This is a genomic window from Pedobacter sp. MR2016-19 (assembly GCF_014947265.1).
GTDB lineage: Bacteria > Bacteroidota > Bacteroidia > Sphingobacteriales > Sphingobacteriaceae > Pedobacter.
On the sequence record NZ_JADCNK010000018.1, the window covers coordinates 90,971 to 103,374 of the forward strand.

At 37.0% G+C, this 12,404-nt stretch carries 13 protein-coding genes; 7 read left to right on the forward strand and 6 right to left on the reverse strand.

What is annotated here, in order from left to right; translation table 11 throughout:
• Window positions 1–4 precede the first annotated feature (4 nt).
• The 5 genes from IM793_RS19375 to IM793_RS19395 all read right to left on the reverse strand — a co-directional run bounded on the left by IM793_RS19375 (window position 5) and on the right by IM793_RS19395 (window position 4,411).
• Window positions 5–1,330 (reverse strand): SUMF1/EgtB/PvdO family nonheme iron enzyme, encoded by a 1,326-nt coding sequence (locus IM793_RS19375; protein WP_193424202.1) that lies wholly within the window; start codon window positions 1,328–1,330, stop codon window positions 5–7.
• Between the two features lie 183 nt (window positions 1,331–1,513).
• A complete protein-coding gene (locus IM793_RS19380) occupies window positions 1,514–2,284 on the reverse strand; it encodes a uroporphyrinogen-III synthase (protein WP_193424203.1) in 771 nt (256 codons plus the stop codon).
• A 13-nt stretch (window positions 2,285–2,297) separates the two neighbouring features.
• Complete coding sequence (locus IM793_RS19385; RefSeq protein WP_193424204.1) at window positions 2,298–3,275, reverse strand: DUF4271 domain-containing protein; 978 nt, start codon at window positions 3,273–3,275, stop codon at window positions 2,298–2,300.
• A gap of 90 nt (window positions 3,276–3,365) precedes the next feature.
• Window positions 3,366–3,962 (reverse strand): mobile mystery protein B, encoded by a 597-nt coding sequence (locus IM793_RS19390; protein WP_193424205.1) that lies wholly within the window; start codon window positions 3,960–3,962, stop codon window positions 3,366–3,368.
• Window positions 3,953–4,411: a mobile mystery protein A gene (locus tag IM793_RS19395; RefSeq protein WP_193424206.1), complete on the reverse strand. Its 459-nt coding sequence runs from the start codon at window positions 4,409–4,411 to the stop codon at window positions 3,953–3,955. The genes IM793_RS19390 and IM793_RS19395 overlap by 10 nt, the downstream gene beginning before the upstream one ends.
• A gap of 184 nt (window positions 4,412–4,595) precedes the next feature.
• On the opposite strand from IM793_RS19395, the gene hemW reads away from it, so the two are divergent.
• The 6 genes from hemW (at window position 4,596) to IM793_RS19425 (ending at window position 10,295) form a co-directional block, all read left to right on the forward strand.
• Window positions 4,596–5,729 (forward strand): radical SAM family heme chaperone HemW, encoded by a 1,134-nt coding sequence (hemW, locus tag IM793_RS19400; protein WP_193424207.1) that lies wholly within the window; start codon window positions 4,596–4,598, stop codon window positions 5,727–5,729.
• 98 nt (window positions 5,730–5,827) lie between these two features.
• Window positions 5,828–6,610 carry an SDR family oxidoreductase gene (locus IM793_RS19405; protein WP_193424209.1) on the forward strand — a complete coding sequence of 261 codons (783 nt, stop codon included), beginning with the start codon at window positions 5,828–5,830 and terminating at the stop codon, window positions 6,608–6,610.
• A 323-nt stretch (window positions 6,611–6,933) separates the two neighbouring features.
• The gene (locus tag IM793_RS19410) at window positions 6,934–7,485 is read left to right on the forward strand and encodes a fasciclin domain-containing protein (RefSeq protein ID WP_193424211.1); all 552 of its coding nucleotides are present in this window, start codon (window positions 6,934–6,936) and stop codon (window positions 7,483–7,485) included.
• A 304-nt stretch (window positions 7,486–7,789) separates the two neighbouring features.
• A complete protein-coding gene (locus tag IM793_RS19415; RefSeq protein WP_193424213.1) occupies window positions 7,790–8,575 on the forward strand; it encodes a DUF3050 domain-containing protein in 786 nt (261 codons plus the stop codon).
• 127 nt (window positions 8,576–8,702) lie between these two features.
• Window positions 8,703–9,581: a cupin-like domain-containing protein gene (locus IM793_RS19420; protein ID WP_131529445.1), complete on the forward strand. Its 879-nt coding sequence runs from the start codon at window positions 8,703–8,705 to the stop codon at window positions 9,579–9,581.
• A gap of 99 nt (window positions 9,582–9,680) precedes the next feature.
• The gene (locus IM793_RS19425; protein ID WP_193424215.1) at window positions 9,681–10,295 is read left to right on the forward strand and encodes a sugar O-acetyltransferase; all 615 of its coding nucleotides are present in this window, start codon (window positions 9,681–9,683) and stop codon (window positions 10,293–10,295) included.
• A gap of 608 nt (window positions 10,296–10,903) precedes the next feature.
• Here IM793_RS19425 and IM793_RS19430 read toward each other — a convergent pair.
• Window positions 10,904–11,329, reverse strand: coding sequence for a DUF4440 domain-containing protein (locus IM793_RS19430; protein WP_193424217.1), 426 nt, complete (start codon window positions 11,327–11,329; stop codon window positions 10,904–10,906).
• Between the two features lie 93 nt (window positions 11,330–11,422).
• Between IM793_RS19430 and IM793_RS19435 the strand changes: the two genes are divergently transcribed.
• Window positions 11,423–12,304, forward strand: a complete 882-nt coding sequence (locus tag IM793_RS19435) for a carbohydrate kinase family protein (RefSeq protein ID WP_193424218.1) — start codon at window positions 11,423–11,425, stop codon at window positions 12,302–12,304.
• The last annotated feature ends 100 nt before the right edge of the window (window positions 12,305–12,404 follow it).

Sequence of the window (12,404 nt, forward strand, 5' to 3'; positions counted from 1 at the left end):
CGGTTTAACGTCTTAAATCGGTGCCAGGGTAAGATGAAACGCACCTGAAACCTATATATGACCTTTGTGTATCCTGATATTCGTATGTTGCTACAGCGTTTTGAAGAAAATAGCCTGTATCTTTCCAGGAACCGCCTTTAACAACTTTACGTTTTTTGTATTTGCTGTCGTTTGCACCAGCATCATAAGTAAAGTTCGGGTTTAAGTCATGCAATAATGGACTAGCCCCTTTGTTATATGCAGTTAAAGTCCATTCGGAAACGTTACCTGCCATGTTATACAAACCATAATCATTAGGGAAATATGATCTCACGCCTACGGTATAAATACCACCATCGCTCGAATAATCACCACGACCTGGTTTAAAGTTAGCCTGCAAACATCCTTTTGTATTCCTGATGTAAGGACCTCCCCAAGGATATTTGGTTTTGGTATTACCGCCTCTTGCAGCATATTCGAATTCTGTTTCAGCTGGTAATCTATAGTCTGACCTTGATCCTGCTGGCAATTTTCTTGCTGTAGCAACTCCATCGTACAATCTTGTTCTCCAGTGAGAGAATGCTTTTGCCTGCTCCCAGCTTACACCAACTACAGGATAATTATCGTAAGAAGGGTGGTTGTAGTAACCACGTACCATAGGATCGTTTTGTGAATAAGAATAATCTGTTTTCCATACCATTGTATCAGGGTAAATAGCAACGGTATAACGATCAATATAATCCTGGCGTTTGCTGTTTGGATCTTTATGTCCAATAGCAGCTTTCTCCATATTTAACTCAGCATAAGAATATTCGAATTTACGAACATCTAATTCTTTCTTGCCCGGAAGCGCATCCAAACCAGAGTAATACATACCGTCTAGTTGGCTCACTTGGGCTGCTGCTGCGCCCCTGCCTTTATTACGCCAAATGTTGGCACCGTTTGGTCCAACCTTTTTCCAATCGATATATTTTTCTCCACCTACAGCAGCTGCAGCATTTCCCCTTGGGGTAATCATAAATTGTTGCGGATTGCCCATCATCACAATTGCAATCGAATCGCGTACCCAGTTGGTAAACTGGCGATATTCTGCATTGGAAATTTCAGTCTGATCCATGAAGAATGCACTAATGGTAACCATTTTACTTGGTCCATTCTGAGAGAAAGTAATATCTTCATCCGAACCTCCTAGCGGGGTATGTCCTGGTGGTACATAAACCATTCCTAATGGGATTCTATCGTTTTTAAATTTTCGGTTATAAGCACCAACCAGCTCACCTTGACCACCCTGGCCACAGCTTGCTAGCATTACAGTTATACCTACAATAGCTAGAAGGTAGATTTTCTTCATATGTTTATAGTGTGCATAGCACGATTAGGAGCAATTTTATCAAAAATCACTGAAATTATCTATAAAAGCAAATTTTAAATTAAATGAACAACTTTATACGTTTTCATACAATATGCGTAACCCTCTTATTAACAATTAAGTTACGCATTTATTGTGTCGACTTATAATAAATTGCTTATCGTATTATTTATTAGATATTTTAATATAATTTTCAATGGCCATTGTCATTGATGGAACGCCTGGGGTTGGCGCAGCAATATCCACGATCAAATCCATATCGGCACAAGCTTTACTGGTATTGGTTCCAAAAGCAGCAATCCGGGTATTATTCTGTTTAAAATCGGGAAAATTTTTAAACAACGACTGAATACTTGAAGGACTAAAAAACGCGATAACATCGTAGAATACTTCAGCTAAATCAGATAGATCACTTACTACGGTCCTAAATAAAACTGCAGGTGTAAAATTATATCCGCTTTTTTCCAAAAACTTCATGGTGTCTTCGGTAGCCATATCAGAGCAAGGATATAAAAACTTTTCGTTTGCATGCTTCTTTAACACCTCTGCCAAATCAGCTGCAGTTTGTTTACCAAAAAAGATTTTACGCTTTCTGTATTGGATATATTTTTGCAAATACAAAGCAATGGTTTCAGAAAGACAGAAATATTTTAATTCTGCCGGCACCTCATAACGCATTTCTTCACAGATTCTAAAAAAATGATCTGCGGCATTACGGCTGGTAAAAATCACTGCCGTAAAATCGGCCAGGTTAATCTTATCCTTTCTAAAGTCTCTTGCTGGTACACCTTCAACATGAATAAAAGACCTGAAATCAACTTTTAAGTTGTGTTTTTTGGCCAAATCGTAGTAAGGAGATTTTTCTGTTTCAGGTTTTGGTAAAGTAACCAAAATACTTTTTACTTTGCGGATTCTAGAGTCGTTCTTTTCTTGCATTTTCCTTTTCCTGCTACAGTCCTATCGTTTTAATTAGTATTAAGACGGGACATATTTCGAGGGCGCAAAAGTACAAAAATAAATGCATTTTAGAAAACTTATTGTTAGAAAGTATCGTTATGCCAGCCCGCAAAAGCTGAAATGTAAAAATGATGCCTAATAACAAGAATGCCAATACGATATAAACTAAACCATATTTAAGTGGTGATAGGGCAAAAGCAACCACTAAAGGAATAAACAGTAATGAGGCATTGAAGTAGCTGAGGTATAAAATTGAGATATATTCGCCTACCGGTTTCTGCACATTAAATAAGTAACCTAAAAAGCGCAGGAGGATTAATTTTAGCGCATAAAAAACAATTATAGTAATGGATATACTAAAGAAAAATTTAAATCCATCTTTAGCCTGATACATATCATTCCACTGGGCCACCAGAAAAAAGAACATCCCAAAAACGAAGCCAAACTGCACAAAAAGCAACAAAAATGGCCATGAGCTAAACAGGTTATCTTCTTTGTTAATATTATTCAATATCCTGTTACTGAAAAACGATTGAACGATTGCCGATAGTTGCTTCGAAAAAGCATTTTTTAGAATCGCAAAGATGATGAGCATACCAAAAATAAAGCCCAGCAAACCTACGTTTCCCTTAGGGATTTTTGTACCCAACTGGTAAGGATTAGCTTTTTTCTTTAAATGCTGGTATTTCTTGTGCCACGCCCATAAATCCAGCTTTGGAGAAAGATATTCCTTTTCAATAGTATCTAAAAGTGCGCTTTTATTAATTAAACGATCAGGAAGTACCCAGGTGTGATGAATTAAAGAATCGGTAGCAAACTTCTGTTTGGCCAATGTTGCAGAATCAGGCCGATATCTTTTATATTGGTATTGATTTGCAGCTATACTATCACTTTGAACAGGATTTTTTTGTGCTGCTACAAAATTAGCAGCGCATACAAACGCAAATAAAAAGAAAATAAATTTCGGCATGCTGTAAATCAAAACTTAAGGATGCAAAAGTAGTCGAATAATCATGGTTTACCTAAAGAAAATAAATGGATTGATGAATATGCAGATCTATTACGACCTTGCAAACAGAAGAAGTTCTGTGTAATCGCCTTTATCTGCCAGTTTCAATGAATTAAGATATCCTCTCCTATTCTCACTTTCCTTCGAAAGATTTTCAGCTCCCCAGGTAAACACCATCCCATGAAATAGCTTTTCAATGATAATATCTGCCAATAACCTGCTATGCCTGCCATTTCCATTAGAAAAACAATGTACACTTACTATCCGATGTTTAAAGCGGATGGCTATTTCATCAGGAGAATAAGTATTATTTTCAATCCAGAATATGGTATCTTCTAATAAATTCTTTAATTCAATGGCAACCTGCCATCTGTCTACGCCGATGTTTTTATTTGTTTTGCGGAATGCACCTGCCCATTTCCAAACATCTTTATACATCCGCTTATGTATATCTTTAATAAAAGCCTCAGTTAATAATTTTTCAGGTTTAAACTTCTTGCCTAGCGTCCATTTTATAGCTTCTTCGATATTTTGTTGTTCAAATTCATCGAGTTCTTCTCTGGTTGCAATAGTAGAAATGAGCAAACCTTCTTTTTCTTCTTCATCCAAAGGGGTTTGCCCATCAATATAGTTCAAATCTAATCCCATAAAACCTTAGGCAGTTCGTTTTTAATTTCTTCAGTCCTTTCTTTTATAGCCTTCTCAATCCTTTCTTTAGTATTACCCTGATCTTCCAGCTGCATGGTATTCGAGGTACGAAGCACAATTTTTGTAGCCAATTCATTCGACTTTTTTTCAATCATTGCCTCTAATGATCCATCCTTAGGCACAAAACCATAAACAAGTTCCATGTCTAAAACCCTACCCAATTCCCTAAGAGACTTTATGGTAATCGAACCATCGACTTCTCTTTTTTCTATGTCTGAAACTCCTTGCTTACTAATAGATAATTTATTAGCCAATTGTTGCATGGACATACCTAACGTATTCCGGATCGCTTTAATCCAACCACTTGGTGGAATTGCAATTCTGCTCAAAGGTGCAAAACTTAAAAGTTTTCCATTTAGTTGTTGCAGCATTAGTGATTTTTTTCCCATATCATAGAAAGTAAAGCTATTACTTTACTTCACCAAAACAAAAGTAAAGCTATTACTTGACAAATACAATTAAAAAGTAAAGCTATCACTTTACTTAATTTATGAATTAATAATTTCATATCCCTAATCACCGATCATATATTTATGACAATAAAGAAAATTTAACTTCGCTATCTTTGCATCAATGTCCGGTATCTATATTCATATTCCTTTTTGTAAAAAGGCTTGTCACTATTGCGATTTTCATTTCAGCACCTCACTAAAATATGCTGACGAAATGGTTGAGGCTATTTGTAAGGAAATAAAAATGAAAAAAGACCGGATTAGCGGTCAGGTGGGAAGCATTTATTTGGGTGGTGGCACCCCTTCAATTTTATCTCAGGTGGCTTTGCAAAAAATTTTTGATGCCATTAACCATACTTTTTCTGTTGACGCAAACGCAGAAATTACCATCGAAACTAATCCAGATGATTTAACCAGCCAGAAATTAAAAGAACTGAAACAGTTGCCGGTTAACCGCTTTAGTGTGGGTATTCAATCTTTTTATGATGAAGACCTGATCTGGATGAACAGGGCACACCAAGCCCAAGAAGCGGAAGACTGCATCAGGAGAAGTCAGGATGCTGGTTTTGAAAACTTAACACTTGATCTGATTTACGGATATCCTTTATTAACGGATCAAAAATGGCTGAACAATATCCAAAAGGCAATTGAGCTTGAGGTTCCGCATATTTCTGCCTATGCACTCACGGTAGAACCCCGGACAGCTTTAGCTCATGCCATAAAAAGCAAAAAACAAACGCCCGTAAGCGATAACCAAAGTGCAGCTCAGTTTGTCATTTTAATGGATAAACTGATTGATGCCGGATTTGAACACTATGAAATTTCGAATTTTGCTAGGCCAAAGCACTATGCCGTGCACAACACCAATTACTGGAAAGGTGTAGATTATGTCGGCATCGGTCCATCGGCACATGGCTTTAATGGTCAGAACCGTTATATGAACCCCGCCAATAACACCCTGTATATGGAAACGTTAGGCCATAACAAACTTCCTGAAATTGTTGAGGAACTGAGTTTAAACGACAGGTTTAACGAGTACATCATGACTTCGCTCAGAACCATGTGGGGAACTGATTTACAAAAAATAAATGCCGATTTCGGTAAAGATTTTTTAGAAGAGACAAAACATAATCTTAAAAATTTCGGAGATAAAGACTGGCTGATGGTTGATGGCGATAAGATTTGTTTAAGTCAGAACGGGAAATTATTTGCCGATCATATTGCTTCTGAATTATTTATTGTAGGAGATGAATGAGTGAATTGAGAAGGATTGAATTAGAGAATGACTGATTTAGCGATCAAAACAACATTCACTCATTCAAAACTCACTCATTCAATAATTAATTAAAATATATGTCAAAAATTGTATGGATCACAGGCGCATCATCAGGTATTGGTGAAGCCCTGGTATATGAATATTTTAAAGCAGGCAACAAACTGATTATTTCAGGAAGAAACCGTGACGAATTGTTCCGCGTTAAAGGAAACTGCCAAAATTCCTTTAATGTTCACGTTCTCCCATTCGATTTAAGCGAAACAACTACACTCGAAAACAAAGCTGCCGATGCCATCCGTATTTTTGGTAAGATAGATCTATTGATCAATAGCGGAGGTGTGAGCCAGCGAAGTTTAGCCTTAGAAACCAACCTGGAAACTGAACAACAAATTATGAATACCAATTTTTGGGGAACGGTAGCATTGAGCAAAGCAGTTTTACCCTCAATGATTGCAAATGGTGGTGGACAAATTGCCGTCATCAGCAGTTTGGTTGGAAAATTCGGCACAAAATTCCGTTCTACTTATGCTGCTTCTAAACATGCATTACATGGTTATTTTGATTCGCTCCGATCAGAAGTTTACGACAAAAACATCGATATTACGATTATCTGTCCAGGCTTTATCAAAACAAATGTCACCTACAATGCACTTACCGCAGATGGGAAGCCATTAAATGTCATGGGCGAAGCACATGAAAATGCGATGACACCTGCCGATTGTGCCAAACAGATTGTACAGGCCATCCATAATAAAAAAGAAGAAGTTTATATTGGTGGAAAAGAAACGAAAGCGGTCTTATTGAAACGTTTTTTCCCAAATATTTTTTCTAAAAAGGTGAGAACAGCGAAGGTGAATTAACCAGGCGTTTTGCGGTTGGCGTTAAGCGTAAATCGCGGATTTCAAAAAGCAAGCGAATAGAAATAAAACCAACTTAACTAAACCCGGTTGAAGCGATATACTTTTGGTGTTATTCTGAGCGTAGTCGAAGAATAGCCAAAAGATTAAGCGAAAAACGGGAACCGCCTACCCGAAGAACCACTACCTCATTTTTACAAATCAAAAAAACAAAAATTAACAACCTCATAATCAAATTATTAAATAATAATTTTCATTTCTAAAAACCAAGTATCTGTAAGCCGTCGTAAATGGAATCAAATAACAGAAACTTAAAATTAGAAATAATGAAAAATTTAATCTTATCCGTATTCGCCGTAATTACAATGGCATTCACAACACAAGTTTACGCTCAGAAAAATCCAATGGTTGGTGGCGCAGCAATGTATGCAACTAAAGATATTGTAGACAATGCAATAAATTCAAAAGACCACACTACTTTGGTGGCAGCAGTTAAAGCTGCAGGTTTAGTTGAAACTTTAAAAAGTGCTGGTCCTTTTACTGTTTTTGCACCAACAAACGCTGCGTTTGATAAACTTCCTGCAGGAACTGTAAACAACCTGGTTAAACCAGAAAACAAAGCAACCCTGACTAAAATTTTAACTTATCACGTTGTTGCCGGTAAAATGGATAGCAAAGCAATTGCAAAAGCAATTAAAGCTGGCGGTGGCAAAGCCGAACTTACAACAGTAGAAGGTGGTAAACTTTGGGCTTGGATGGAAGGTAAAAAACTAGTTCTAAAAGACGAAAAAGGTGGAATGAGTACTGTAACCATTGCAGATGTTTACCAGAAAAATGGTGTAATCCATGTTGTTGATACTGTTTTAATGCCGAAATAACATTTAAATATATCCTTATCATCAACACAAACGTTCTGGCGAAAGTCAGAACGTTTGTGCTTTTATATAAAAAAGAGGATTAAGCCAAGCCTCTTTTTAATTTAGAAAAAATATTGACTAAATTTTTCATCATTAATTACTCGGGATAAAAGGTTGTATAACTTAATTTTACCGCGTAAATTCGCAGACTTTTGGTAGCTACTATCAATATAAGTACCTACAGCAAAAAGAATAGAAGCGAACGATTAAATTGGGTGATGAGGTTTGGATTCCAAACTCAACACTCCATACACCAAACTTAAGTATGCATTCCAATATTATAAAAATCCAAAAAGAAATAGAGCCACTTAGGCAAGAGATTATTAACCATAAGGTTTATTCGGCAATTAGTGAACTGGAAGACCTCCGCATTTTTATGGAACACCATATTTTCGCAGTTTGGGATTTTATGTCGCTGCTTAAGGCTTTACAGATTAACCTTACCTGCACCAGCTTGCCTTGGTTCCCGGTTGGTGATCCGGTTACGCGACAATTGATCAATGAAATTGTTGCTGGAGAAGAATCAGATGTAGATGCTGGTGGCGCCATTAAAAGCCATTTCGAACTTTATTTAGATGCCATGGATCAATGCGGAGCAAACACAAAACCCATTAATGATTTTTTAAATGCCTTAAAAAATGGCAAAAATTTTAATGAAGCGTTTGAAATTGCCGAAGTACCTGCAACTGCAAAAGATTTCGTGAATGCTACTTTCGAAACCATTAATAGTGGAAAAACACATTTACAGGCATCAAGTTTTACTTTTGGCCGCGAAGATTTAATTCCAAACATGTTTTTTAGCTTGGTAAATGACTTGAATAGCACGCAGGCTGACAAAGTTTCGATCTTTAAATATTACCTGGAGCGCCATATAGAAGTGGATGGCGATCACCATAGCCATTTAGCACTCTCCATGACGGAGAAGCTTTGTGAAAAAGATGAAGCCTTTTGGACCGAGGCAGAAGAAACCGCAAAACAGGCATTACAAAAAAGGATAGACCTTTGGGATGCTGCTTATGCTGAAATTGTTAAAAATAAAGTTGAAGCGTAATTATTAAATTGTTAAGTATTTGCTAATTTAGATTACGTGATTTTAGTCACATTTACCTGTTAACATCAATTTTGTAAAATAAAATTTACACATTTGTTGTTCGGCACAAATAACCGATTTTAAGCGCATGAGTTTCATTTTAAAACCTGTTGATATCGTTGAGAGCATCACTCCCGAAGATTTTAAGAAAAATTATCTGAAAACCAAACGTCCGTTAGTAATCAAAGGCCTAACTAAAGATTGGCCTGCCAGAGAAAAATGGACGACTGAATATCTAAAAGAAATTGGTGGCGAGCTTGAAGTTCCACTTTACGACAACTCCAAAGCCGATCCGTCAAAACCAATTAACGCCGCTACGGCACACATGAAATTTGGCGATTACCTTGACTTAATCAAACGTGAGCCAACCGAACTGCGTATATTCTTTTTTAACCTGTTTAAAAAAGTACCTAGTTTAATCAATGATGTAAAAATCCCTAAAGATTTAATGGGTGGCTTTATTGAAAGTATGCCTGCGATGTTTTTTGGGGGTTCTAACTCGGTAACGTTTTTACATTACGATATCGATTTACCACATATTTTCCATACACACTTCGGCGGTAGGAAACATATTGTTTTATTTGATAATAAATGGAAAGACAGATTGTATTGCCTGCCAAATGCAACCTATGCTTTGGAAGATTATGATGTAGCCAACCCTGATTTCGAAAAATTTCCGGCACTAAATGGTGTTGAAGGTTATGAAGTTTTCTTAGAGCATGGCGATACTTTATTTATGCCAACCGGAATGTGGCACTGGATGAAATATCTGGATGGTTCATTCTCACTTAGTTTAAGGGCCTGGGACCAATCAATTACACGTAAGGTAGCCAGCGTTTGGAGCTTATTTACACATGGTGCAATTGACAGTTTGATTAAAATGACTTTCAAAGAAAAATACGCCCACTGGAGAGAGAAAAAAGCTGTTAAAATAGCTGAAAAGGCTTTAGCCAAAGGCAGACCATAAAAACACTAAAAAATTAAAATACAACGGGGCATTGGTAACGATAGCCCCGTTTTTTGTTATTATTGCAACTCACAGTGCAAATTAAAAATCAGATTACGAATGGATACCAATATACTTACTGAAAAACAAAAAATGCTGGCAGGCAAAGCTTATCAGGCTGGAGGCGAAGAACTTTCGAAAGAAAGATTAAAAGCCCGTGAAATCGTTTTCGAGTTTAATAACCTTGCACCAAAATTTATCAAGCAGCGAAAAGAATTATTAAAAAGGTTGTTCGGAAAAACAGAAAGAATGTTTTATGTAGAACCTCCGTTCAGATGCGATTATGGGTATAATATCGAAATTGGCGATAACTTTTATGCAAACTTTAACCTTGTTATTTTAGATTGTGCCAAGGTAAGTATTGGTAACAGCGTTTTTATTGCACCAAATGTAGCCATTTATACTGCCGGTCATCCAATGCATGCGCATTTAAGAGATCAGGAATACGAATGGGCACAAGAAGTTATCATAGGGAACAGTGTTTGGATCGGTGGAAATGTAGTGATTAATCCAGGCGTAAAAATCGGATCGAATGTGGTTATCGGATCAGGAAGTGTGGTTACAAGGGATATTCCTGATAATGTTTTTGCTGCAGGAAACCCATGCAGGGTAATCCGCCAGTTAACAGATGCAGATAAAGATTATTATTATAAGGATTTTAAGCTGGGTGAATAAATTCATCATCTCCTAACTTTAGAGACCTTAATAAAAAACGGCGTCATCTCGACTGGAACGCAGTGGAATGGAGAGATCTATATAGACAGATTTAGCTTCGCTGAGCCTTCCGGTTCTCGACTTCGTTGCCGATGCAACCTGTAAAACAGGTAAGCATACTATAAGTAAAAAAACATATACTTAAATCGGTACAAGATGCACTCCGCGTATAATGAATTCATTTAAATAGCTGAAATTTTAGGTGTTTTTTTACCATATAAGACATTTAAGGTCATATAAGATTACATGTTCTATATGATCTTAAATGGTAAATTTTACGCACAGCCCTGCAAAAGGAATTTAACAACTTAGATGTTCTCAGGTGCCTTAGGTGGTTAATTGAATAACGGAGTCTTTAGTTTTATGACCACCTGAGCCACCTTAGTTCACCTGACTCTTGCCATTGCACATTATAAATCTAATAGTATGCAGCAGGCACTGAACGTCACCCCCATTTTTTCCAGGTAAGAGCCCTGATTGTTACTCCAAATGATGACGAAACGAGGGGAACTTCGCTACCAACACAACTTTGTCTCCCTTATCCATTTTACATCTCACCTCTTCCACACTTAGCTGCTATGATCGGCAACTACTTTCCATTCGCCTTTAATCTTTTTAATTAAGAGGGTAAAATAACCTTTAAGTTCGTCTTTTTCGCGTTTAACATTCCAGCTGCCCAATACAAAAGCCAGATCAGGATTTAAAAAATCGACTTTTTTAATTCCAAATACTAAAAAACCCATTGCCGATTTATCCGGGTAGCCTTTTTTATAATTATCAAGCGTTTTTTGCCAGCCGTAAGTTGGTCCGCTTTTACCTACAAAAAGTAAACTATCTGATTTTTCGTATCCCTGCATAAAAGCTTCAACATCACCTTTGTTCCAATCTGTACGTTGCTTTTCTAGTAAATTAAGTATGGCCTGTTTATCTTTCACATTTTGAGCAAAAGCGCTAAAGGAAGCTAAAAACAATGCAATTACAAGTATTTTTTTCATGGTTAATTGAGTTGAGGTAAAAATTAAAGATATGAAACAAATTATTTTGTTCAATGCGTAAAAATTCTTTATTTACGTGTCTATAAATCTTCTATGCAAAACAAAGTAATCACGATTGGCGAAATACTCTGGGATGTTTTTCCAGAAGGCAAAAAAGCTGGCGGCTCGAGCATGAACGTTGCGCTTAATTTACACAAACAAGGGATAGAAAGCCGCTTTATTAGTGCCATAGGAAATGATGAAAACGGCAAAGAGCTATTCAATTTTCTAGCCAGCAATCATTTTGCAACAGATTTGATTCAAGTTAACCATGAATTACCAACCAGTACAGTGGTAGTACAGCTGGATGAAAATCATCAGGCTACTTATACCATTAAACAACCCGTGGCATGGGATGAGATTAAAATCACCGGGGAAAACACATCAGCTGTAAAACAGGCAGATGCATTGGTATATTGTAGTTTAACCTGCAGGGAAGAAAAATCTAAAAAAACCATTCTGGCGCTTATAGAAAATGCCAATACTAAAATATTCGACATCAACCTCCGGGCTCCTTTTTATTCAAAAGAATTAATTGGGGAGCTGTTGGCAAAAGCAGATATCCTGAAAATAAACGAGGATGAAATTGTTTGGGTAAAAGAATCGTTTGGTTTAACGGGCAATACTGATGAACAGTTGTTAAAACAGCTTTCCAGTCAGTTCAATATTGAAATCATCTGCCTGACACTAGGTGATAAGGGTGCTTGTGTTTTAAAAGATGGCAAATTGTTTAAACATCCTGGTTACAAGGTACAGGTGGCCGATACTGTTGGTGCAGGAGATGCCTTTTTAGCCACATTTATTGCCTGCTACTTGCAAGGTTATCCCATGGAAACCACTTTGGATAATGCCTGCAAAGTTGGCGCATTTGTAGCATCGCAGCCTGGTGCAAATCCTGAATATAATAAAAAGATTTACCACATGGCGCTGGGATAAGATCTTTAGGTTTTTGAAAAAGGTCAGATCAGCTGGCAATTTTTAGTTTAGACCTCGCAGGTTTTAAAAACCTGCGAGGTCTTTGCGTCGCACCAAATAT